Raw genomic sequence first — 24,046 nt, forward strand, 5'->3', positions numbered from 1 at the left:
GAAAGCACCATGTCCGGCTTCAAATCCGATTTCCTGCGCACCCTTTCCGAGCGCGGCTTCATCCACCAGACTTCGGATGACGCCGGCCTCGACGACCTGTTCTGCAAGGAAACCGTGTCGGCCTATATCGGCTTCGATCCAACGGCATCGAGCCTGCATGCCGGCGGCCTGATCCAGATCATGATGTTGTACTGGATGCAGAAGACAGGCCATCGCCCCGTCCCGCTGATGGGCGGCGGCACCGGCATGGTCGGCGATCCCTCGTTCAAGGACGAGGCGCGCAAGCTTATGACGCCCGAGACGATCCAGTCGAACATCGACGGCATCAAGCGGGTGTTTTCCAACTACCTGACCTTCGGCGACGGCCCCCGCGATGCGATGATGGTCAACAATGCCGAGTGGCTTTTGCCGCTCAACTATCTCGAGTTCCTGCGCGACGTCGGCCAGCACTTCTCGGTCAACCGGATGCTGAGCTTCGATTCCGTCAAGCAGCGCCTGGACCGCGAGCAATCGCTGTCGTTCCTCGAATTCAACTACATGATCCTGCAGGCCTACGACTTCGTCGAACTCAACAAGCGCTACGGCCTGCGCCTGCAGATGGGCGGCTCCGACCAGTGGGGCAACATCGTCAACGGCATCGACCTTGGCCACCGCCTCGGCACGCCGCAGCTCTATGCGCTGACCTCGCCGCTCCTGACCACCTCGTCGGGCGCCAAGATGGGCAAGTCGATGAATGGCGCGGTGTGGCTCAATGCCGACATGCTGAGCCCGTATGATTTCTGGCAGTACTGGCGCAACACCGAGGACGCCGACGTCGAGCGTTTCCTGAAGCTCTACACGGCGATGCCGATGGACGAGATCGCACGGCTGGCAGCGCTGGGCGGTTCGGAGATCAACGACGCCAAGAAGGTGCTGGCGACCGAGGTGACGGCGATGCTGCACGGCCGCGAAGCCGCCGAGCAGTCTGCCGAGACAGCGCGGAAAACCTTCGAGGAAGGCGCGTTGGCCGAGACCCTGCCGACGGTGGAGGTTGGGGGCGACGAGCTGAAGGCCGGCATCGGCCTTTTGTCACTGGTGGTGCGTGCCGGGCTTGCCGCGTCGAACGGCGAGGCCCGCCGGCACGTCCAGGGCGGTGCCGTGCGCATCAACGACCAGCCGGTCAATGACGAGCGCCGCGCAGTCACTACCGCCGACCTGACGCCGGAGGCCGTGGTCAAGCTGTCGCTCGGCAAGAAGAAGCACATCCTGGTGCGCCCGGCCTGACCGTCCGCACGTCATGGAACAGAAATGGCCGGCATTGCCGGCCATTTTCATGTCCGCAGGTGCTCAGTACTCGAAGATGGCCCGGAAGATGCCGGGGGCGATCACCGACAGCGGATTGACGTGCAGCTTGGGCGTGTTGGCGTCGCCAGAGAGCTTGTATGTGACGCCGATCAGGCCGCGGTCGCGGCCATTGCCGAGGATGACGCCGACCAGCGGCAGCTCGCCAAACAGGCGGTTGAGGCCATAGGCCGGCATGAAGGTGCCGGTCATGTTCATCTGTCCCTGCTGGTCGTAGAGCACGCCCTGGAAGGTGGTGCCGATCAGCGGCCCGCGCAGCACGCCGTTTTCCAGCGCCAGGTATTTCTCGCGCTTGTCGATCTGGGCGAAACCGCGCTCGAACTTGACGCGCGAGGTATCGATGTCCTTGCGCACCGCCTGGTTGAGGCTGCGGTTGTCGCCGGCAGGCTTGCTGGAAACGATGGAGGCGAGACGCGGCTCGTCGACGACCCAGAACTCGCGCACGTCGACCTGGCCCTTGAGCGGGCCATTGCCCGACGACTCGAGCGCCAGCGCCAGGCTGCCGCCCTGCATGCGCGCATAGACGTCGAGGAAGCGCAGGATGGCACCGGCATCGGCCGAACGGACATCGAGCCGCCTGCCCTGGCCCTGCAGGACGTTGCTGACGGTGATCAGACCGCCCGAATTTGCCGTCGCATTGACCTTCAGGCCACCGACCTTGGACCCCGAGCCGGAATATTCGAGCGTGACGTTGGACAGCTTCTCGCCGCTGAAACCGACCAGCGTTCCGACATTCGCCGTGACCGACACGGCGCCCGTTCCCGCCGATTTGGTGGCCGAGTCGGTGTCGGACATGAACTGCTTGATCAAGGCGCGCGCATCGAGCGAATTGCCCTTCACCTGAACCGCAAAACCCTTGCCGGACCGCTTGATGCTGACGTCGACATCGTCGCCGCGATTGAGCCGCGCCTGGCCGAAGCGCGCCGAGGTCAAGCTGCCATTGGCGAGCGAGACGTCGCCGCTGATGCTGAAGGTCTTTCCGGTCAGGCGGAAGTCGGACAGCGTCGAGCGCTCGCCCTCGGTATCCATCGTGAACGAAACCTTGGCCGGAATGCCCGGCCCCTTGCTCCAGCCGACCCAGGGGAGGTCCAGCCGCGCGGCGGTCAGGTCGGCATCGATGTTGCGCCTGCCCTTGTCCAGTTGCTCGACGTCGACCTTGATGGTGCCCGACAGCATGTCCGACAGGCCGGGAACGAGCGCGTTGCGCGCCTTGTCGTCGAGCACGAACTGGACGTTGCGCTCCTTCTCGATGTCCTTGTCGCGCAGCGGCTCGACGAGATTCAGTTCGGCAGGGATGCCATTGAGCTTGCCGTCGGCGGCGATGACGGCCTTGCTGGGCGTGACCGTGATCGTGCCCTTCGCGTCCGAAAGCTTCTGGCCGTCGAGCGGCTTGGCGACCGACAGGTCCTCGTAGTCCAGCGCCACGGTCCAATCGAGCGTGTCGGTGTCGATGCCCTTGGTCAGCGGAATGTCGGCCTTGACGTTGCCGGTGACGTCGCCCGTCAGTTCTTCCGGCAGGATGCCGACATGGCGCATGGCGTTTATCGGCTCGTAAGAGGCGAGTTCGGCAACGGCATCCGCGCTGCCGGCGACATCGATGTCGAGCGAGCCGATCACCGGCATGACATTGGCCTTGACGACCTTCAGCGTGCCATTGCTCGCCGCCACCGTGCGACCGCTGGGCATGAAGACCGTGCCCGAGGACAGCGCCACGTCGACGTCGTTGCCATGGAACTCGACGACGCCCTTCGCATCGCGGATCGGCGGAATGAGGCCTGCGGTGTCGAAACGCGAGCCATCGATCTCGAAGCGGCCGAAGACTTCCCGGGAAGTGAGCGGCACGCCATTGCCGAGACGGTCGGGCCGCACGCTGAACTGGACGTTACCGTCGACGACACGCCCGCCGAACAGGTTCTGCAGCACCCAAAGCCGGGCATTGCGCGCCGAAAACCACGGCCAAAGCTGCTTCACATGGGCGACCGACATGTCGTGGACATTGAATGCGAGGAAGATGCCCGGCGCCTTGCCCTCCACGAACTGCACCGACGCCTTGCCGATCGCCTCGCCGCCGGGACCCGACTTCAAACCGATCTGCTCGGCAGCGAGCGTCCTGGTCACGATGTCATAGCTGCCGGCGACGCGGGCCAGGAAGCTTACGGCAGGCTCAGGCGATTCGCCCGGCGCCAGCCGCGACTCCCGGCTCATCAGTTCGAAGCGATAGGCAGGGTTGTCGCCGACCTTGCCCGTCGCCGGGCGCGGCCCGAGACCGCCGTTGAAATCGAAGGTCGAGCGGTCGGTGGTGACGAGCAGGCGGCGAATGTCGAGCTTGTCCAGTCCGTCGGCCAGCCGCAGATCGATGGCAATGTCGCCGACAAGCTGGCCGCGCTCCTTGAGGTCGAGCGTCGACTTGCCGATCGAGCCCTTGGCGACCAGCTCGGAAACGTCGTCGCCCGCCCCTTCGCTGCCGGTGATGACAAGATCGGCGGAGCCGATGCGGCTCGCCTTGGCAGCGGGTATGTCGGTCTTTCCGGCATAGGGGTCGATCATCGATACGGTGGCGTCGAGGGCCGCGATGCGATCGGCGCCGGCTGCGCGCGTGGCTGCCGCCGAAAGCGCGACATCGCGACCGTCGACGTCAAAATTGGCGCCGATCCTCAGCTCGCCCGATCGCGTCTTGGCGAGCGAGGCGTCAACGACGCGAACGACATTGACCTCCCCGCCCGAGGGCAGCACGAATTCGACATCGGCCAGCGCGATCTCGCGCATAGCGTCGTACTGAACCGCCTCGAAGCCGCGACGCACGCCGTGGAAGGTCTCGTCCAACAGTTTCTGCGGATCGATCAGCCCGTCCCGATTGCGCAGCACGGCGCTCCAATCGGTGCCGCCGGTCTCCGGCATGGCGTCGACAACGATGCGGGCCTCGGAGATCATGGCGTTGCCGAGGCGCACGTCGCCCGACAGCAGCGGCAACAACCGTATGCCAAACCGCATCATGCCGGCTTCGGCCATCGGCTTGCCGTCGGCGCGCTTCAGGCGAACATCGGGAACCTCGACCGCAATCAGCCTGAATCCGTCGAGCGCCAGCCGCACCTGGCCCATCGAGACATCGACATCGACCCCGGCCAGACCTTCGATCGCCCGCTCCGCCTCGGCCCGCATCCTATCCTGGCCGACGCCGGAATAGCTGAGGGCTTCGATGGCAATGATGACGAGCAGGATCAGCGAGCCAAGCACGGCCACCGCGGCAAACAGGCAATGGCCGGCGCGGCGCCGCAACGAAGGACGCTCGCGAGCCAGCTCCTGGCCGGCAGCCGAAGGCATTGCGCCGAGATCGGTGATCTCGTCGCGCCTGAACCGGATTTTCTCGTGCCGGGGCACTTCCTGAACCACGCGATGTCCCGTAGTCGTTTCGGTCGTGGACGAATCCACGTCCGGCATTAATAACCTGACATCCTTGCGAGCTCACCCGTAACTTCAAACAAGGGTATCGATATGTCTGAACTCGAGACCGGCCAAACCGCCCCGCAATTCGCTCTGCCGCGCGACGGCGGCGGTATTCTGACGCTTTCCGACTTCCCCGGCAAACCGGTTGTCCTTTATTTCTACCCCAAGGACGATACGAGCGGCTGCACGGCCCAGGCCATCGATTTCACCCAGCTCAAGCCGCAGTTCGAGAAGGCCGGAGCGGTCGTCATCGGCATGTCGCCCGACAGCGCCAAGAAACACGACAAATTCAAGGCCAAGCACCAAATTGGCATCGACCTGGTGGCCGACGAAGAGCGAAAGGCGCTCGAAGCCTATGGCGTGTGGACCGAAAAGAGCATGTATGGCCGCAAATACATGGGCGTCGAGCGCTCGACCTTCCTGATTGGTGCTGATGGCAAGATCGCGCGCATCTGGCGCAAGGTGAAGGTGCCGGGCCATGCCGCAGAGGTTCTCGATGCGGTGAAGGCGCTCTAGCGAATATCGCCTGCTGCGGAACCGATCCCTTCTCCCGGCGTTGCAGACAGGACGCAATCGACGGGAGAAACAAGATGTTCCGCAGCATCATCCTCTGGATGATCGGTATTCCGATCCCCATCATCATCCTGCTTTGGCTCTTCCTGCGCTAAAGCAAATGAACATCCGGCGTTAGTACGTGTCAATTCTTTGTATCGCGGCCATGACGGCGCCAATGTGCCTCTTCTATCTTTGATAAATCTCGAAAGCCCGCCTGCATTTGCAGGCGGGCTTGATTTGTCTTTCTGCGAACGCGGTCGACCGGGCGCCATGCGCGCAAAGCTTTGTTAACCCTAATAATGTGTAATCAGACCGTCACTGTCTCTTAATGAGAGTTCGGTCCGGTGAAAGCAGCAAATCAGGCCGCCGTTTTTGGCCGGCGCAAGGAACCGCACACGGTCATCATCGCGCGCGGCAACGAGATCCGGCATTTCACGGTGCGCCCCTGGGTCGCCGCGGCCGCAGGCTCGGCGCTGGCCGCAGTCGCGGTCGGCTATCTCCTTGCGACATCCTATCTCGTCTTGCGCGACGATCTCATCGGCGCCACCACGGCCCGCCAGGCGCGCATGCAGCATGCCTATGAGGACCGAATCTCGGCGCTTCGCGCCCAGGTCGACCGCATCACCAGCCGGCAGTTGCTCGACCAGCAACTGATGGAAACGAAGGTCAGCGAACTGATGGCGCGGCAGTCGCAGCTCAGCGAGCGCAACGGGCGGCTGGGACAGGTCCTGGATCGGGCATCCGTGGTGGCCGAGCCCGTGGCGCCCGCCAAGACACCGGACGAACGGGCGAGCCTGACCGGCAAGACGATCGAAGCAGCCGACACGTTGGCCCTCGCCGCCACAAGCGAAGCGATGCGCCCCTTCTCTTTCTGGTCGACGAGGTCGATCACACCCGACAGCGAAAGCCGCGCCGACCGGGCTGACAAGCTGTTCGTCGCCATCAACAAATCGCTGCGCAGCATCGAGGACGAGCAGGTCCAGCGCATCGGCACGCTGGCCGAGAATGCCTACCAGACGGCCGACGCCATTTCAGAAACGCTGGAAGGGGCCGGACTGCCGGTCGATGCCGATCTTGGACAATCGGGCGTCGGAGGCCCGCTCGTCGCGCTCGACAATCCGATGGCGTTCGACAGCAAGGTCAAGGAACTCGACGAAGCCCTCGATACGCTCGACCGGATCAAGACGCAGGCGCGCAAGCTGCCGCTGGCCAACCCCGCCCCCGGCTATTCGATCTCGAGCAGCTTCGGCGTCCGCAAGGATCCGCTGATCGGCACGCCGGCGTTGCATTCGGGCATGGACTTTCGCGCGCCCTACGGCTCACAGGCACGCGCCACGGCCGCCGGCGTCGTCACCAAGGCCGGCTGGAACGGCGGCTACGGGCGCATGGTCGAGATCGACCATGGCGACGGCTTCGTCACGCGCTACGCGCATCTGAGCAAGGTGCTGGTGGCGCCCGACCAGAAGGTCGTCGCCGGCGACGAGATCGGCGAAGTCGGCAGCAGCGGCCGCTCGACCGGCCCGCACCTGCATTATGAAGTGCGCCGCGGCGGCGATGCCATCGATCCGCTGCGTTTCATCAAGGCAGGCAAGAAGCTCGGCCAGTATCTCTGATCGAGAGCGCGAATCGAATCCGATTCGAGGGTAGCCGACTCCTGAGGCACCAAGCTGCGTCGCACCCTGCGCGAACGGGCGGCGCTCTCTTACAAAACCATCGGATGGGTTTTCGTGGCTGCGATTCGCGGCTGAATGGTCGCCAGAAGCGGCGCCTTGCAGCTTGCGTCGCCATGCGTGCCCTGCATCACCAGGGCTCAAAGTCGGTCAATACGGAGGATTAGGAAAAGGACCGAAGTCCTTGAAAAACTGGCGCGAGTGACGGGGCTCGAACCCGCGACCTCCGGCGTGACAGGCCGGCACTCTAACCGACTGAGCTACACCCGCGCTCTGGACGTTGGCGCTGGGCGCCGCGTCGTTGGCGGTGAATTACGGCGTTCGCTGTTAGGTGTCAAGCGACATCGAAGAGATAATCGACAATCTTCGCCGTCTATTTTTCAAGACACCGGAAACCCGGCTTCTGGACGCACTTGCCTGCCCTTGCGGCATGCATTTGAACTTGCAGATCAAGGATGAACCGCTTATTGCTCCGCGCGGTTGGGGCGATTAGCTCAGTTGGTAGAGCGCTTCGTTTACACCGAAGATGTCGGCGGTTCGAGCCCGTCATCGCCCACCATACCTCCCCTGAAATTGCTGCTGTTTTCGGAGCAGCCGAGCGAGACGTTCGGCAAACTGCCATGGGCAATACTGCGCAAGATGCGGTCGCGGACGCGATCCGCCAGACACGTTCAATACTGTTCAAGGGTGAGTTCGATTGGCGGCCGCTGCAGCCGCAATAGCACCTGATGGCACCCACCGCCGTGCGACGGCCGGAAAGAGCCATGGCAGGCCGACAAGGAGCGGCCTGCCATGTGTGCCTTGATCAAGGCTGCCGCCGCAAGACGGCGCTTCGCAATGCGCGATCCTTAGTTCGCCAGCCTGCCGCGATAGACGGTGCCTTCGGCCTGGCCGTCCGCGCCGCGCGCGACGGCGACGCGATCGAGCTGCGGGAAGTGATTCTCCATCTGCTCCCAGATCCAGCGCGCTATGTTCTCGATCGACGGGACGGCAAGCCCCTCGATGTCATTGAGATAGGTGTGGTCGAGGGTCTTGCGAACGATTTCGATTCGCTTTTCCACCTCGTAGAGATTGGCCGGCCAGCCGAAAACCGGATCGGGAGCGCCAACCAAATGGATGCTGACCCGAAACGAATGACCGTGGAGCCCTGAAAATGGCGGCAATTGATGCGCTGCCTCGAAAGTAAACTCCTTGAACGTCTCAACCATTGGCAGTCGTATCCATCTGAATTCTATTTTAAGCTCGCGCGCAATCTGCCACCGGACGCCCTACCGGTCAAACCGGATAAAGCGCATGCCTCGACTTCCGGGTTGCGGCACATTAGGAAATTCGCATTCTATTAATACGTTGTTCAGCGCGCTCAGGCACCATCTGGACAGCACGACAGCACCAAGGAAAGCGCGCCATGTACCACGTTCCGTCTTCACTCATCCGCGCCCTGGCGGTCGCGTCGTCGATCATGCTCATGGCGCTCTCGCCCGCCCTCGCCCAAGACGGAAAACTGGCCGCTCCCAAAGGCACCCCGATCCTGACCATCGAAGGCAAGATCAGCGTGACCAATGCCGACGGCAAGGCCCAGTTCGACCGCGAAATGCTCGAGGAGCTCGGCGTCACGTCATTCGAGACGATGACACCGTGGTTTACCGGCAAGGTGAAATTCGAAGGCGTGCCGCTCGACAAGATCATGAAGCTGGTCGGGGCCGACGGCAACGAGGTCGTCGCTGTGGCGCTCAACGACTACAGCACGACGCTGCCGCTCAAGGATTTCGCCGAACATGGCGTGCTGCTCGCGCTCAAGCGCGACGGTCAGTACATGCCCGTCAGCGACAAGGGCCCGCTCTTCATCGTCTACCCCTACGACAGCAATCCCGAGCTGCAGAGCCAGCAATTCTATTCGCGCTCGGTATGGCAGCTTGCCCGCCTGATCGTGCGGTAGGGAACCCAATGCCATGGGTTCCTTGTTTGCGCCTGGTTCCCGCCGCGCGTTCGCATTTCACCTGCTCAAGACACTCCTGATCGGAACCATCGCCGCCTTCGCCATTGCCGCAGCATATCTGTCGCTCGTGATCTACGAACGCCAGGCATCGATCGGCAAGATCTCGCGATATGATGTGGCGTGGAGCGCGAGCCAGGGGATGAACGAATATCTGCGGCTGTCGCAGCGCCTCACCGCGCTCGCGGCGTCCGGGGGCGAACCTCTCAAAGCCGACGTGCAACTTCGGTTCGACATCCTCAAGAGCCGGCTCAACCTGTTCACCAGCGGTCAATTCCAGACCTTCGTGAGTGAGGCGCCCGAGCGGGAGGATACGGTCAGGCGGCTGTCCGAATTGCTCAAGGAACTGGACGCCATGATGGCCCGCATCGGCGAGCCAGAGGTCGCGCGATCGGCGGTGCGTTCGATGGCACCGCTGGAAACGGACCTCATCGGCCTCGCCTCCGAGGCCAACCAGTACAGCGCCATCCAGATGGCCAAAGTCGACAACGAACTGCTGCGGCTGCACGGCAATTTCTCCGCCGTCGCGGTCGGCTTCTTCCTGTGCAGCCTGGCCTTTATCGGCCTGCTCGGATGGCACAATCGCCTGCTGACCCATACTTACGACGCGCTCAACACTGTGAACGCCGACCTGCGCCGCACTTCAAAGGACCTGGAGGGTGCGAACGCCGCGGTTCTTGAAGCCAACCATGCGCTGGCGACCCAGAACGGCCTGTTCGACGCGGCCTTGAGCAACATGTCGCACGGGCTTTGCATGTTCGATGCCGACCAGCGGCTGATCGTCAGCAATGGCAAGTTCGCCACCATGTATGGCGTCCCGCCGGAAAGCCTGCCGCCCGGAACGACGCCGGAAGAGCTCAAGCTGAGCTCGATCAAGGCGGGAAGCTCGACGCAACAGAGCGCCGAACTGGCCTATTGGAAGCAGCAGCAGCTGATCGACAACCGCAAGCCCGGCATCCTGCTGCAGAAGCTGACCGATGGCCGCATCATCTCGGTGAGCCACCAGCCGATGGAGCGAGGCGGCTGGGTTGCGACATATGAGGACATCACCGAACGCCACCAGGCGGAAGAGCGCATCGCCCACATGGCGCGCCACGATCCGCTGACCGGGCTCCCCAACCGCCTGCTGCTGCGCGAGCGGCTCGAACAAATCCTCATGCAAAGTCATGGCCACCAGAAGGACACTGCCGTCCTCTGCCTCGATCTGGACAATTTCAAGAACGTCAACGACACGCTCGGCCACCCGATCGGCGACGCATTGCTGCGCGAGGTCGCGTCCCGCGTTTCAGGCCTCGTGCGCGAAGACGACGTGGTGGCCCGCCTTGGCGGCGACGAGTTCCTCATCGTCCAGCCGGCGGTCGGACGCGACGAGGCAGGCCGCGTGGCGCGGCGGCTCATCGAGGCACTCGAACAGCCTTACCAGCTCGACGGGCATCTGGTGGTGGTCGGCGCGAGCATCGGCATCGCGCTCGAATCGGAAACCAAGACCGGCCCCGACGATTTGGTGAAGAACGCGGACCTTGCGCTCTATCGCGCCAAGAGCGACGGGCGCGGGACCTATCAGTTCTACAAGCCGGAGATGGATGACCGGCTGCAGCGCCGCCGCATGCTCGAACTCGACCTGAGAGCGGCCGATTTCGACAAGGAGTTCGAACTCGCCTTCCAGCCGATCATCAATCTCCAAAGCAAGGCAGTGACCGCGGTGGAAGCCCTGCTGCGCTGGCCCGGCTGCCAGCGCGGCCACGTCTCGCCGGACGAATTCATCCCCATCGCCGAAAGCACCGGCCTGATCGTGCAGCTCGGCGCCTGGGTGCTGGAGGGCGCCTGCCGGCAAGCCATGAGCCTGCCTGGCAATGTGAACGTCGCCGTCAATCTGTCGCCGAGCCAGTTCCGGAGGGGAAACATCGTCGACACCGTTTCCACCGTGCTTGCGATGACGGGCCTTCCGGCCGAGCGCCTCGAACTCGAGATCACGGAATCGCTGTTGCTCGACGACAGCAAGGAAACCCTGCTTGCACTGAACCGGCTGCATTCGCTGGGCGTCCTGATCTCGCTCGACGATTTCGGAACCGGCTATTCCTCGCTCAGCTATCTCAGGAATTTTCCGGTCGACAAGGTCAAGATCGACCGATCGTTCATCGCGGAGATCGCCGGCAACAGGGATCACATGGCCATCGTCAGTGCGATCGTGAACCTTGCTCATGCGCTGGAAATCACCACCATCGCCGAGGGCGTCGAAACCGAAGAGCAGCTCCTGATCGTTCGGGCCACCGGATGCGACGCGGTTCAGGGACACTTTTTCAGCGCGCCGAAGCCGGCAGCCCAGATCCGCAAATATCTCGAAAAGCCACATGACAGGCTGACCCTGGCCTAGGCTGGAGGGCATGCCCGCGAGGACGGCGGCTATGTCCCTCCCTCGCCTCCACCCTTCTGCCGCGATCGTGGTGCTTGCTACGCGTTACAGGCTGGCATTGACCAATCGTTAACCTTACCGCTTCTTAGCTGTGATGCATGACCGATGCGCCTGTCTCTGGGTTGCCGGGTCGGATATGCCGAAGAGATCGGGCAGCAGAAGCTTGAGTCGCGGGGACTGATGTTCAGCAAACTCAGTGCATTTCCAAACCAGAAGTGGTTCCAGGTCACACTCCTGACGGTGGCCGGCATGCTCGCATTCATAGCCATTTCCTGGGCGGTGCAGGCATTGTTCGCCGGCGATGCCAATGCAGGTCGACCGGGCCTGTTGAGCGGCTACGTCCTCCCGCTTCTGTTCATCGCGCCGCTGCTTGCCCTGCTGGGCGTGAAACTGCACGAGAATGCATTGCTGAAGCAGAAATACGCGCAGGAGCTTGCGCATGACAGCCTGACCTCCTGTCTCAACGGAACGCTTTTCTCGGCTGCGATCGACGTCTTCGCGACGGGAACCGGCCGGCGGAAGGGCGCGCTGCTGATGGTCGACATCGACCATCTGAAAAGGATCAACGAGCACATCGGCTACAGCGCGGGAAACCAGGCGATCAGCGTCATCGCGGGCATCATCCGCAGCACGGTCCGGAGCGGTGACCTGGTCGGCCGCATCGGCGGCGACGAATTCGGCGTCTACCTGCCTGGCGCAAGCAAGGAAAACGCCGAGAAGGTCGCCGAACGCATCCGGCATGCCGTATCCGAAGTGCTCTTCGAACCCAGCGGATCGAACTGGCCGCTGACGGTCAGCGTCGGCGCCGTGCTGTTCGAGACGGAGGCTACCGCCGACGACCTGCTTGTTGCGGCCGAACACCAGATCCAGATCGCCAAGGAAAAAGGCCGCAACCGCATCGAATCGACCCGCCTCTCGGACGGTCGTTGGCCCTCCCGACCTTCGCTTCACTGACATCCCGCCGAAGTGCCGGCTTTTTCTGTCCCCTGAGACAAAGCACTCCTGCCCCAGCGTCATCGGCGAATCTCGCAGGCGGTGTGGATTTTCTTGCTCCTGCAGGCCAATAGTTGAGCATGACATTGCCTGCTGCAGGCGATGGGGTGTTGACCTTTGATCCGTCTGGCCTTCCGATCACCGCCAGAAGAATCCAACCAGGGCGAAATGCGGAATACATCAGGGTTGACCAGGGAAAGTGCCGCGGAGCGTCACGCGATCAGTGCAGACCTGATCGCGGTGCTTGTCGCAGCCCCCAACGGCAACCCGGTGGTGCTGACCGTCAAGGATGGCTCCGCCCTGCCCTCCGGTCCGTTCGAACTTATCCACCGCTCGCTGCAATCGGGACTGCGCAACTGGGTGGAGCAGCAGACCGGCCATCCGGTCGGCTATATCGAACAGCTCTACACCTTTGCCGACCGTGACCGCGGCAGCGACGAACCGGCCGGCCGGGTGATCTCGATCAGCTATCTCGGCCTGACCTGCGAAGAACCCTCGCACCGCACGCCGCCGGGAAGCTGGCGCAACTGGTACGAGTTCTTTCCATGGGAAGACCATCGCACCGGCGCGCCTGAAATCATCGGCGACATCATCGTGCCGCGCCTGCGCCAGTGGGCCGACGAGGCCGAGCAGCAGGACACGCGACAGAACCGCCTGCGCCGTGCTGCGGCCGCCTTCGGTTTCGACGACCGCCACTGGAACGAAGAAATGGTGCTGCAACGTTACGAACTGCTCTACGAGGCAGGGCTGGTCGACGAAGCGGTTCGCGCAGCGGGCGCAAAGATTGCGGCGACCGTTCCCGGCAAGGCGATGACCGGCGACCACCGGCGGATCCTGGCCACCGGCATCGGCCGCCTGCGGACCAAGATCAAATACCGTCCCGTGGTGTTCGAACTGATGCAGCCATCCTTCACGCTGCTGCAACTGCAGCGCGCGGTCGAAGCGCTGGCCGGCGTGACGGTCCACAAGCAGAATTTTCGCCGGCTCATCGAACAGCAGGACCTCGTCGAGGAGACTGGCGAAATGAGCGCCGACACCGGCGGACGCCCGGCCAAACTGTTCCGTTTCCGCCATGCCGTGCTCGACGATCGCCCGGTCGCCGGAACCAAATAAGCAAATCGCCGCTTGACAGGACTTATGCTCATGATAAGCATATGTCCTTATTATACTCAACTAGAGCATAATAAGGATGATGATGTCTGGCATGACCCCTTCCGCCGCCTCGCTCTATGACCGCGTCCAGCGCGTCATTCCCGCCATTGAATGGCCGGTGTTTTCCGACGACATCGACGCCATCCTCAAGCTCAAGCGCGAACGCAACGCCGTCATCCTGGCGCATAACTACCAGACGCCGGAAATCTTCCACTGCGTGGCCGACATCGTCGGCGACAGCTTGGCGCTCGCCCGCAAGGCGATGGAGGTCGAGGCCGACGTGATCGTTCTCGCCGGCGTGCATTTCATGGCCGAGACGGCGAAGCTGCTGAACCCCGCCAAGACGGTGCTGATCCCCGACATGCGCGCCGGCTGCTCGCTGGCCGATTCGATCACGCCTGACGACATCCGCCTGCTGCGCCAGCGCTACCCCGGCGTACCGGTCGTGACCTACGTCAACACGTCGGCTGCGGTGAAGGCTGAATCGGACATCTGCTGCACATCGGGCAATGCCAAGGCCGTGGTCGAATCCCTCGGCGTGCCGCGCGTGCTGATGCTGCCGGACGAATATCTGGCGCAGAACATCGCCAAGCAGACCGATGTAGAGATCATCGCCTGGAAAGGCCATTGCGAGGTGCATGAGCGCTTCACGCCCGAAGACATCCGCGAGATGCGCGCCGCCCATCCCGGCGTCACCGTGCTGGCACATCCCGAATGCCCGCCGGAGGTCGTTGCCGAGGCCGACTTCGCCGGCTCGACCGCAGCCATGTCGGACTATGTCGGGACCAAGAAGCCGTCGCGCGTCGTCCTGGTGACGGAATGCTCGATGAGCGACAACGTCGCCGTCGAGCATCCCGACGTCGAGTTCATCCGGCCGTGCAATCTCTGCCCGCACATGAAGCGGATCACGCTCGGTAACATCCGTTCCGCACTGGGACGCAACGAACATGCCGTGACCATCGATCCCGCCGTTGCCGCGCGTGCCCGCCTGGCGGTCGAGCGGATGCTCGCCGTATGAGCCTCAGCGCGCCTTCAGGCTGTCCCGTCATCATCGGCGGCGGCCTGGCCGGGCTGATGACGGCGCTGGAGATGGCACCGGAGCCGGTCGTGCTGTTGTCGGCGGCACCGCTCGGCTGCAAAGCGTCGAGCGCGCTGGCGCAGGGCGGGCTTGCCGCCAGCATCGGCGGCGACGACAGCCCTGCCCTGCATCTGGCCGACACGCTGGCGGCAGGCGACGGGCTTTGCGACGAGGCCGTGGCGAGGCGCATCATCGCGGCAGCGCCCGCGGCAATCGAGAGGCTGGAACATTTCGGAGTCGCTTTCGACCGGGCAAGGGATGGCGCCCCGCAGCTTGGGCTGGAGGCCGCCCATAGCCGCCGGCGCATCGTGCATGCAGCCGGTGCGGCAACCGGAAGCGAATTGATGCGGGCGCTCGTCGCGGCCGTCAGGCGGACTGCGTCAATCACCATCGTCGAGGGCTTCGAAGCCCGGCGCCTGCTGGTCGAGGACGGCGCGATCACCGGCGTGCTCGCCGCAGGAGCATCGGGTGAGCTGTCGTTTGCGACCGGCCGCGTGGTGCTCGCCACCGGCGGTGTCGGCGGCCTGTTCCATGACACCACCAATCCGCTCGGCTGCTTCGGCCAGGGGCTGGCGCTTGTCGCGCGCGTGGGCGCCGAACTCGCCGATCTCGAATTCGTGCAATTCCATCCGACGGCACTCGACGGTGCGCAGCGGCCAATGCGGCTGATCAGCGAGGCTGTGCGCGGCGAAGGCGCCGTACTGATCGACGAGACGGGCCGGCGTTTCCTGGCCGACCTGCCGGGCGCGGAACTCGGCACCCGCGACGCCGTGGCGCGGGGCGTCCACCGCCACCTGACGCGGGGGCACCGCGTGTTTCTCGATGCACGAGCCTGCCTGGGTGCAGGCTTTGCCGGCCGCTTCCCGGCCATTTCCGGCTATTGCCGCGACGCCGGCATCGACCCGGCGCTCGATCCGATCCCGGTGCGGCCGGCGGCGCACTACCACATGGGCGGCATCACCGTGGACGCCGACGGCCGCAGTTCGGTGGCCGGCCTGTGGGCCTGCGGCGAAGTCGCTTCGACCGGCCTGCACGGCGCCAACCGGCTTGCCAGCAATTCGCTGACCGAGGCGGTGGTGATGGCCGGCTGGGTGGCCAAAAGCGTCACTGCCTCGCCCGGCATGGGACGGAAGACCATCGCCATGCCTTCAGTGCCCATGCGGCCCGATCCCGTGCTGGTTCGCAGCATCGCCTCGCCGGCACTGGGCGTAACGCGCGACGGCGAAAGCCTGCGCGAAGCGGCATTGACGCTGCTGCCCCTTGCCGGGGGAGCCAGTCCGGCCTCCGACCCGGCGGCGGTGGCGCTAATGATGGTTGTCGCCGCCCTTCGGCGCGAAGAAAGCCGCGGCGCGCACAGCCGGGCGGACTTCCCTCTTCGCGCGACCGTCGCACGGCGCTCGAAGATCACCCTGGTCGAGGCGCTGGAGACTGCTGCAGCACTCGACGCCACGCCGCTTGCCCGGAGTGCCTGAATGATGACCCTCTCGCCCCTGCCGCAAATCATGCTCGAGCCATTGGTTCGGGCAGCACTGCTGGAAGACCTCGGCCGCGCCGGCGACATTACCACTGACGCCGTCGTACCCGCCGACGATCGGGCGACCGTCGTGCTCGCGGCGCGCCAGCCGGGCGTGGTTGCCGGGCTGGACCTGGCGGCGCTTGCCTTTCGGCTGATCGACCCCGCCATCGAGATGAAGGTCGCGAGGCCTGATGGCAGCAGGCTCGTGGCCGGCGATGCCATCGCCACGCTCAGCGGCCCAGCGCGCGGCTTGCTGACCGCCGAACGCGTGGCGCTCAATTTCCTCTGCCATCTCAGCGGCGTCGCCACGGCCACCGCCGGCATCGTCGAGGCGGTCCGCGGTCACAAGGCAAGCATCGTCTGCACGCGGAAGACCACGCCCGGCCTGCGCGCGCTGGAAAAATATGCGGTGCGCGCCGGCGGCGGCTCCAACCACCGCTTCGGACTCGACGACGCCGTGCTGATCAAGGACAACCACATCGCAATCGCCGGAGGCGTGAAGGCCGCCATCGAGCGGGCCAAGGCCAATGTCGGGCATCTGGTGAAGATCGAGGTCGAAGTCGACACGCTCGAACAGTTGGATGAGGTTCTGGCCCTCGGCGTCGATGCTGTCCTGCTCGACAACATGACGCCGGAAACGCTTGCCCGGGCCGTCGAAATGGTCGGCGGACGGGCAATTACCGAGGCATCGGGCCGGGTCAGCCCGGCGACGGCGCGGGATATCGCGGCCAGCGGCGTCGACCTGATTTCGGTCGGCTGGCTGACGCACAGTGCGCCGATCCTCGATATTGGACTGGACACGGTCGCCTGACCGAGGCAATGGTCCCGCCGCGGCGGGATGGCACAGACAACTCTTGGCAATGGAGAGCGTATGAACGCCGACTTGCACCTGAATGCAGCCGCAACCGAGATCAGCGGGGCGCAGCCGCAGTGGACCCGGGCGGAAGCCCAGGCGATCTACGACCTGCCCTTCAACGACCTGCTGTTTCGGGCACAGACCGTCCACCGCCAGAATTTTGATCCCAACCGTGTCCAGCTCTCGCGCCTGCTGTCGATCAAGACCGGCGGCTGCCCCGAGGATTGCGGCTATTGCAGCCAGTCGTCGCGCCATGAATCGGGCCTCAAGGCCTCGAAGCTGATGGAAGTGCAGCGCGTTCTGGCCGAGGCGAAGAAGGCGAAGGACGCCGGTGCAACGCGTTATTGCATGGGCGCTGCCTGGCGCAGCCCCAAGGAACGCGACATGGACGCGGTGGTCGCCATGATAGAGGGCGTCAAGGACCTCGGCATGGAGACCTGCATGACGCTCGGCATGCTCGATCTCGGCCAGGCACAGCGGCTGAAGGAGGCCGGACTCGACTATTACAACCACAACATCGACACCTCCGAGCGCTACTACAACGAGATCATCACCACCCGCACCTTCGCCGACCGGCTGGACACGCTGGCCAATGTCCGCGACAGCGGCATCAAGGTCTGCTGCGGCGGCATCGTCGGCATGGGCGAGGAAAAGACCGACCGCATCGACATGCTGATGACGCTGGCAAACCTGCCAGAGCATCCCGATTCGGTGCCGATCAACATGCTGATCCCGATCGAAGGCACCCCGCTGGGCGAGGCCGATCCGATCGAGCCGATCGAATTCGTCCGTACCATCGCACTGGCCCGCATCATGATGCCCAAGTCGCATGTGCGCTTGTCGGCCGGCCGCACGGCGATGAGCGACGAGATGCAGGCGCTGTGCTTCTTCGCCGGCGCCAACTCGATCTTCGTCGGCGACACGCTCTTGACCGCCGAGAACCCCGGCGAAGACAAGGACACAGCGCTGTTCCGCCGTCTCGGCATCCAGCCGATGGAGCGCGACGCGCAGTGAGCGGACGAGCCTTGCTCGACCGCTACGAGGCCAGCCTGCGCGGGCTGGCCCGCAAGAGCCGGTTGCGCTCGCTGAGCGGCCGCGCCGGGCTCGATTTTGCCTCCAACGATTATCTCGGGCTGGCCGGCTCGAAGCGCCTGGCCGATGCGGTGGCCGTGGCGCTTGCCAATGGCACGCCCGTCGGCGCTACCGGTTCACGGCTGCTGCGCGGCAACGATCCCGAACACGAGGCGCTGGAAGCGAAGTCGGCGCGCTTCTTCGGCACGGAACAGGCGCTGTTTTTCGGCGGCGGCTATGTCGCCAATTTCGCCGTGCTGACGACCCTGCCGCAGAAGGGCGACCTGATCGTGCTCGACGAGCTGATCCACGCCAGCGCCCATGAAGGCGCCCGCGCCGGGCGTGCCGAGGTGGCGGAGGCAAGGCATAACGACGCCGATGCGGTGGACGATGCGATCAAGGCGTGGCGCGAGGGTGGTGGCACCGGGCGTGCATGGATCGTCGCCGAAAGCCTCTATTCCATGGATGGCGACCGCGCTCCGCTGGACGAGCTCACAGCCGTGGCCGACCGGCACGAGGCCTTCCTGTTCATCGACGAGGCGCATGCCACCGGCGTCTACGGCCCCGAGGGGCGCGGGCTGGCGCACCATCTCGAAGGCCGCGACAATGTCGTGGTGCTGCACACCTGCGGCAAGGCGCTGGGCGGCTCGGGCGCGATCGTCACCGCACCAGCCGTGCTTGCCGACTATATCGTTAACCGCAGCCGGCCGTTCATCTACGCCACGGCGCCCTCGCCGCTGATGGCGGTGGCGGCCATGGCAGCGCTCGACATCCTGGCCGACGAACCCGCACGCCGCGAGCGACTGGCCGGGCTTGTGACGCTTGCAGGAAAGCGGGCACAGGCACTTGGCTTCCAGCCAAGCGGCTCGCAGATCCTGCCCATCGTCATCGGCGACAATGCGAAGGCGATGCAACTTGCGGAAGCCCTGCAGGCGCGCGGTTTCGACGTGCGCGGCATCCGCCCGCCGACCGTGCCGGAAGGCACGGCACGGCTCCGGGTCTCGCTGACGCTCAATGTCGGGGAGGACGACGTTTCGGCGCTGTTCGACTCTCTCGCCGAGGAATGGGACCGATGAGCCAGGCGATCATCGTGACAGGCACGGACACCGGCATCGGCAAGACCGTGTTCGCGGCGGGCCTGACGGCCCTGCTCGACAGTGTCTACTGGAAGCCGGTGCAGTCGGGCATCGAAGAGGAGACCGACAGCGAGATCGTCGCGCGCCTGTCCGGCCTGCCCCAGGATCGGGTGCTGCCGGAGGCCTGGCGCCTGAACGCGCCATTGTCGCCGCATCGCGCCGCTGAACTGGACGGGGTCGAGATCGATGCCGACAAACTCGCCCTGCCCCCAACCGAGCGGCCGCTGGTCGTCGAAGGCGCAGGCGGGCTGATGGTGCCGGTCAACCGGCACACGCTCTACATCGACGTCTTCGCGCGCTGGGCTATCCCCGTGGTGCTCTGCGCCCGCACCGGGCTCGGCACGATCAATCACACGCTGCTCTCCATCGAGGCGTTGCGCAGCCGCGCCGTCCCGCTGCTCGGCGTAACCTTCATCGGCGACGAGATGGCGGACACCCAGAGTACCATCGCCGAGATGGGCAAGGTGCGCGTGCTCGGACGCCTGCCCAGGCTCGACGCGCTGACGCCGCAGACGCTGGCCGAGGCGATGCAGGCGAATTTCAATGCCGCCGATTTCCTGGAGGCCCAGTTCTTCGAGGCAAAGCCATGAGCCGTTCCGCCGTCTGGCATCCTTTCACCCAGCACGCCACCGAACCGGTGCCGCCGACGATCACGCGCACCGAGGGCGCCTATGTCGAGACGTCCGACGGCAAGCGCATCCTTGACGCGATCTCGTCGTGGTGGGTCGTCACCCATGGACACCGCGCGCCCAAGATCGTCGAGGCGATCCGCACCGCCACCGAAACGCTCGACCAGGTGATCTTCGCCGGCCTGACCCACGAACCCGCGGAACAGCTGGCCGCGGCACTGGTGGAGATGGCGCCTGCCGGGCTCGACTGGGTGTTTTACTCAGACAGCGGCTCGACCAGCGTCGAAGTGGCGCTGAAGATGGCGCTCGGCTTCCATCGCAACAACGGTGCTGCGCGCTCGCGCATCGTGGTCATGGAGCACAGCTACCATGGCGACACGATCGGCACGATGAGCGTCGGCGAACGCGGCGTGTTCAACGCCGCCTACGACCCGCTGCTGTTCGAGGTCGATACCATCCCCTTCCCCGTGGCCGGACGCGAGCAGGAAACGCTGGACCGTTTCGAGGCGCTGATCTGTGACGGCAAGGCCGCTGCCCTGATCGTCGAACCGCTGGTGCTCGGTGCCGGCGGCATGCTGATGTACCCGGCCCGGGTGCTGGCCGAGCTCAAGCGCATCGCCGAAAAATCCGGCACGCTGCTGATCGCCGACGAGGTGATGACCGGCTGGGGCCGCACCGGCACCATGTTCGCCTGCGAGCAGGCAGGCATTGCACCCGACATCTTATGCACTTCCAAAGGGCTGACCGGCGGCTCGGTGCCGCTGGCAGCGACGCTTGCGACCGATGCGGTCTTCCGGGCGCATTTTTCGACGGACCGGGCGAAGACCTTCTTCCATTCGAGCTCCTACACGGCAAATCCCATCGCCTGTGCCGCAGCCCTTGCCAATGTCGCGATCTGGCGCGACGAGCCGGTGGCCGAGCGGGTGGCGGCACTGTCGCGGATGCAGGCCGACAAGGTTGCGCGGTTCGGCGCCGATCCGCGCTTCGAGAACGTGCGCACGACCGGCACCATCGCCGCGCTCGACCTACGTGTCGGCAAGGCCGGCTATCTCGCAGAGGTCGGGCCGAAGCTACGCGCCTTCTTCCTCGAACGCGGGTTGCTAATCAGGCCACTGGGCAACGTCATCTACGTGCTGCCGCCCTATTGCGTGGCCTCGGCTGAACTGGACCGGCTCTACGATGCCGTCGACGAGGCAGCCGAACTTGCCGGTGGTGCCGGATGAGCCGCACCGCGCGCATCGCCGGCTTCGGCCACCACGTGCCGGGCCGCCGGGTAGAGAACGCCGAGATAGAGGCGAGCCTCGGGCTCGATGCGGGCTGGATCGAGGGCCGCACGGGCATTCGTGCGCGCTTCTGGGCCGGGCCCCGGGACACGTTGTCGGAGCTTGCCGTCAAGGCCGGCGACATGGCGCTCGAACAGGCCGGCATCGCGCGCGCGGACATCGGCCTGCTGCTGCTCGCCACCTCGACGCCCGACCACCTGCTGCCGCCGAGCGCGCCGCTGGTGGCGCACCGGCTCGGCCTCGCCCATGCAGGCGGGGTCGACCTTGCCGGCGCCTGTGCGGGCTTCATCTATGCTATGACCTTCGCCGACGGTTTCGTGCGCCTGCACAACAAGCCGGCCGTGGTCATCGCCGCCAACATCCTGAGCCGCCGCATCAATCGGGCCGAGCGGGCGAGTGCGGTGCTGTTCGCCGATGCCGCCGGCGCCGTGGTGCTTGCGCCTTCGGACGATCCCGGCCACGGCATCCAGGGCGCCTCGGTCGCTGCCGACGGCGGCGGCTACGGCCTGATCCAGATCCCCGCCGGCGGCAGCAACCGGCCATTTTCCGACGAGCTCGACATCGCCGAAACGCGCATGACCATCGCCGACGGACGCGCAGTGTTCGCCAAGGCGGTCGACATGATGAGCCGTTGCTCGACGGAGGCGCTCGCTGCCGCTGGGTTGGACACAGCAGCGGTCAGCCGCTTCGTGCCACACCAGGCCAACGCCCGCATCTTCAACGCCGTCGGCAAGTCGCTCGGCATCGATGACGACAGGATCGTCAAGACCATCGCCGAATACGGCAATTCATCCGCCGCGACGATCCCGCTGTCGCTGTCGCTGGCGTACCGGGCCCAGCCGTTCCAGCGCGGCGAAACGCTGCTGCTGGCGGCAGCCGGCGCCGGCCTGACGGGCGGTGCGCTGGTGCTGGGAATGTGAACGACGCTGGCCTAGCAGGAGGAAGAATGCGCAAGATCGTCGCCGGCAAGCTGCACGGCATCCACGTTACCGAAGCCAACCTCAACTATCACGGCTCGATCACGCTCGACCCCGACCATTGCGAGGAAGCCGGCATCCTGCCGATGGAGTTCGTCGAGATCTGGAACAAGAATTCCGGCGCGCGGATTTCGACCTATGTGATCCTCGGCGAGCGCGGCTCGCGCTGCTGCATCCTCAATGGGGCCGCCGCCCGCACCTGCCAGGCCGGCGACCAGATCATCATCTGCAACTCGGTCTATGTGAACGAGAACGAGATCACCACGCTCAAGCCGCGCGTGCTGACCTTCGACAAGGACAACCGCATCGCCGACCGGCTGACCTATTCGGTCGAGCGCGACCAGTTCGGCCGCTACGCCTTCTCGATCCTGGACGAGACGAGCGCGAGCCTTGCCATCCCTGCGCTGGTGAGCAGCCACTAGGCCGACGCTCCAGAGGCATAGCCCAGGGCGAGACATTCCTGTGCTGTTGCCGTGCCGCTGAATTTCCCGCAAAGATTGCAACCAGAGGCATGTGCGGGCGACGATCGAAACAACTCGCACACCCTGAAAGCATTCCAGTCACCCGACCGGCAAGGCACCATGGGCGAAACCGTCAATTTCGTGTGGATCGGAGACAAGCTCGGTCCATTGCACGCCGCCTGCATCCGCTCGTTTCGGCGGCATGGGCACCGCACGGTGCTGCACGCGTTCGAAACGCCCAAGGACACGCCCGATGGCGTCGAGATGTTCGATGCCTCGCAGCTGCTGTCACGAAGCGAGATCGTGACCTACAGGCACGAGAAGAGCCTGGCGCTGACCGCAAACATCTACCGCTACAGGCTGCTTCAGGCAGGGCTCGGCATCTACGCCGACTGCGATGTCTACTGCGTCCGACCGTTTCCTGAGCAAGACTGGCTTTTCGGGTGGGAGAGCAACAACGTCGTCAACAATGCCGTCCTGAAGGCACCGGCCGACAGCAAACTCGTCAAGAGCCTCGTCCTATTCACCTCCGGCCGGCATTTCATCGCGCCATGGTGGTCGCCAGGCAAGACGGCGGTTTACAAGCGACTCGAGAAAGTCGGGCTTGGGCGTGATATCAGGCGGACGCGCTGGGGGGCGACTGGCCCGCAACTGCTCACTTTTCTCATCAAGAAATACGGCCTGGCAGACAAAGCGCTCCCGATGGACGCCTTCTATCCTGTCCATCAGGCGATGACCGACCTGCTCTTCGACGCTGGGCTGTCGGTCAGGGACGTCACGACGCCAAGGACCTACGCGATCCACCTCTACAACAACTCGATTACGCCGACGTCCGGCCCGCCGCCCGGCAGCCCGCTCGCCGAAATCCTTGCAGGGTCCTAGGGAGGCCCGATCGGGGAAATGGGTCTGCCGGCACAAGAAGCGCCGGCAGACGAATCAAGCGCGCGGCGACTGGCCACGCTCACAAGGTCCTAGCGGCGCTCGAGGTGCTCGACGGCGAGGAACGCCGCCTTAGCGGCGAGCGACAGGCGGCTGGCTGCCTCGACGCGCGCAGGCGTGTAGTAATGCTCGTCATGCAGCATGTTGACGGTGCCGAGCATGATGTCGCCGACGAAGACCGGCCAGTTGAGCACCGAACCGCAGCCGAGCGACCAGATCGTCTCGTGGTCGGGGAACACGTCGGCAATGTCCTTAATGGTATTGGCGACGAAGGGCTGGCGCTTGACGTGGATGGTGTCGAACCAGTGGGTGCGGTTGATCGGCTTGGTGCCCGACACCGGATAGGCGTCCGGGTGACTGGTGTAGGTGCGGGCCGAGACCTCGGTGGCCCAGTCAAGCTTCATCACCGTGAACAGCTTGGCGCCGACGAGCACATCGGCCAGCGCCTGGAGCGCCTTCCACACGCCCTCGACGTCAGTCGTGGTCGCAATGGCGGCATCGAAGGCGGCCAGCGCCTCGGCGAAATTGGTCTCTGTCAT

The 24,046-nt window shown here is 64.8% G+C and carries 20 protein-coding genes and 2 tRNA genes; 18 read left to right on the forward strand and 4 right to left on the reverse strand.

From position 1 onward, the window contains the following. The first annotated feature begins 9 nt into the window (after nt 1–9). Nucleotides 10–1,263, forward strand: coding sequence for a tyrosine--tRNA ligase (gene tyrS / locus ASC75_RS05220; protein ID WP_055971275.1), 1,254 nt, complete (start codon nt 10–12; stop codon nt 1,261–1,263). Nucleotides 1,264–1,326: 63 nt separating this feature from the next. Here tyrS and ASC75_RS05225 read toward each other — a convergent pair whose 3' ends face one another. After that, nucleotides 1,327–4,731 (reverse strand): DUF3971 domain-containing protein, encoded by a 3,405-nt coding sequence (locus ASC75_RS05225; protein ID WP_055971278.1) that lies wholly within the window; start codon nt 4,729–4,731, stop codon nt 1,327–1,329. Between the two features lie 102 nt (nt 4,732–4,833). Here ASC75_RS05225 and bcp point away from each other — a divergent pair, with 102 nt between their 5' ends. Continuing rightward, entirely contained in the window at nt 4,834–5,301 is a 468-nt protein-coding gene (gene bcp, locus ASC75_RS05230) for a thioredoxin-dependent thiol peroxidase (protein ID WP_055971281.1), read from the forward strand. Nucleotides 5,302–5,684: 383 nt separating this feature from the next. Continuing rightward, on the forward strand, nt 5,685–6,953 hold the full coding sequence (locus tag ASC75_RS05235; protein WP_055971284.1) for a M23 family metallopeptidase: 1,269 nt from the start codon (nt 5,685–5,687) through the stop codon (nt 6,951–6,953). A gap of 250 nt (nt 6,954–7,203) precedes the next feature. Here ASC75_RS05235 and ASC75_RS05240 read toward each other — a convergent pair. After that, nucleotides 7,204–7,280: transfer RNA gene (locus ASC75_RS05240), tRNA-Asp, on the reverse strand. A 213-nt stretch (nt 7,281–7,493) separates the two neighbouring features. On the opposite strand from ASC75_RS05240, the gene ASC75_RS05245 reads away from it, so the two are divergent. Beyond that, nucleotides 7,494–7,569 (forward strand) — tRNA-Val (locus ASC75_RS05245). Between the two features lie 289 nt (nt 7,570–7,858). Here the strand turns inward: ASC75_RS05245 and ASC75_RS05250 are convergent. Beyond that, nucleotides 7,859–8,218 carry a 6-carboxytetrahydropterin synthase gene (locus tag ASC75_RS05250; protein WP_055971287.1) on the reverse strand — a complete coding sequence of 120 codons (360 nt, stop codon included), beginning with the start codon at nt 8,216–8,218 and terminating at the stop codon, nt 7,859–7,861. Nucleotides 8,219–8,475: 257 nt separating this feature from the next. On the opposite strand from ASC75_RS05250, the gene ASC75_RS05255 reads away from it, so the two are divergent. The 14 genes from ASC75_RS05255 to ASC75_RS05320 all read left to right on the forward strand — a co-directional run bounded on the left by ASC75_RS05255 (nt 8,476) and on the right by ASC75_RS05320 (nt 23,450). Then, the gene (locus ASC75_RS05255; protein WP_082496409.1) at nt 8,476–8,946 is read left to right on the forward strand and encodes a molybdopterin-dependent oxidoreductase; all 471 of its coding nucleotides are present in this window, start codon (nt 8,476–8,478) and stop codon (nt 8,944–8,946) included. A gap of 13 nt (nt 8,947–8,959) precedes the next feature. After that, nucleotides 8,960–11,377, forward strand: coding sequence for an EAL domain-containing protein (locus ASC75_RS05260; RefSeq protein WP_055971290.1), 2,418 nt, complete (start codon nt 8,960–8,962; stop codon nt 11,375–11,377). Between the two features lie 288 nt (nt 11,378–11,665). Beyond that, nucleotides 11,666–12,370: a GGDEF domain-containing protein gene (locus ASC75_RS05265; RefSeq protein ID WP_162244892.1), complete on the forward strand. Its 705-nt coding sequence runs from the start codon at nt 11,666–11,668 to the stop codon at nt 12,368–12,370. Nucleotides 12,371–12,577: 207 nt separating this feature from the next. Beyond that, nucleotides 12,578–13,522 (forward strand): hypothetical protein, encoded by a 945-nt coding sequence (locus ASC75_RS05270; RefSeq protein WP_055971693.1) that lies wholly within the window; start codon nt 12,578–12,580, stop codon nt 13,520–13,522. Nucleotides 13,523–13,604: 82 nt separating this feature from the next. Next, entirely contained in the window at nt 13,605–14,579 is a 975-nt protein-coding gene (gene nadA, locus ASC75_RS05275) for a quinolinate synthase NadA (RefSeq protein ID WP_055971696.1), read from the forward strand. Further along, a complete protein-coding gene (locus ASC75_RS05280; protein WP_055971295.1) occupies nt 14,576–16,111 on the forward strand; it encodes an L-aspartate oxidase in 1,536 nt (511 codons plus the stop codon). The genes nadA and ASC75_RS05280 overlap by 4 nt, the downstream gene beginning before the upstream one ends. 3 nt (nt 16,112–16,114) lie before the next feature. Further along, nucleotides 16,115–16,966, forward strand: coding sequence for a carboxylating nicotinate-nucleotide diphosphorylase (gene nadC, locus ASC75_RS05285; protein WP_055971704.1), 852 nt, complete (start codon nt 16,115–16,117; stop codon nt 16,964–16,966). Nucleotides 16,967–17,026: 60 nt separating this feature from the next. After that, nucleotides 17,027–18,025 carry a biotin synthase BioB gene (gene bioB, locus ASC75_RS05290; protein ID WP_055971298.1) on the forward strand — a complete coding sequence of 333 codons (999 nt, stop codon included), beginning with the start codon at nt 17,027–17,029 and terminating at the stop codon, nt 18,023–18,025. Next, on the forward strand, nt 18,022–19,158 hold the full coding sequence (locus ASC75_RS05295; RefSeq protein ID WP_055971300.1) for an 8-amino-7-oxononanoate synthase: 1,137 nt from the start codon (nt 18,022–18,024) through the stop codon (nt 19,156–19,158). Before bioB ends, ASC75_RS05295 begins: the two co-directional genes overlap by 4 nt. Then, a complete protein-coding gene (bioD, locus tag ASC75_RS05300) occupies nt 19,155–19,808 on the forward strand; it encodes a dethiobiotin synthase (RefSeq protein ID WP_055971303.1) in 654 nt (217 codons plus the stop codon). The genes ASC75_RS05295 and bioD overlap by 4 nt, the downstream gene beginning before the upstream one ends. Beyond that, the gene (locus tag ASC75_RS05305; protein ID WP_055971305.1) at nt 19,805–21,070 is read left to right on the forward strand and encodes an adenosylmethionine--8-amino-7-oxononanoate transaminase; all 1,266 of its coding nucleotides are present in this window, start codon (nt 19,805–19,807) and stop codon (nt 21,068–21,070) included. The genes bioD and ASC75_RS05305 overlap by 4 nt, the downstream gene beginning before the upstream one ends. Further along, nucleotides 21,067–22,050 (forward strand): beta-ketoacyl-ACP synthase III, encoded by a 984-nt coding sequence (locus tag ASC75_RS05310; RefSeq protein WP_055971309.1) that lies wholly within the window; start codon nt 21,067–21,069, stop codon nt 22,048–22,050. Before ASC75_RS05305 ends, ASC75_RS05310 begins: the two co-directional genes overlap by 4 nt. 26 nt (nt 22,051–22,076) lie before the next feature. Beyond that, nucleotides 22,077–22,529: an aspartate 1-decarboxylase gene (panD, locus tag ASC75_RS05315; RefSeq protein WP_055971311.1), complete on the forward strand. Its 453-nt coding sequence runs from the start codon at nt 22,077–22,079 to the stop codon at nt 22,527–22,529. 159 nt (nt 22,530–22,688) lie between these two features. Beyond that, on the forward strand, nt 22,689–23,450 hold the full coding sequence (locus ASC75_RS05320; RefSeq protein WP_055971314.1) for a hypothetical protein: 762 nt from the start codon (nt 22,689–22,691) through the stop codon (nt 23,448–23,450). An 89-nt stretch (nt 23,451–23,539) separates the two neighbouring features. Here the strand turns inward: ASC75_RS05320 and ASC75_RS05325 are convergent, their stop codons facing one another. After that, nucleotides 23,540–24,046, reverse strand: a complete 507-nt coding sequence (locus ASC75_RS05325; RefSeq protein WP_055971317.1) for a hypothetical protein — start codon at nt 24,044–24,046, stop codon at nt 23,540–23,542.

This window comes from Aminobacter sp. DSM 101952 (assembly GCF_001424795.1).
GTDB classification, from domain to species: domain Bacteria; phylum Pseudomonadota; class Alphaproteobacteria; order Rhizobiales; family Rhizobiaceae; genus Aminobacter; species Aminobacter aganoensis.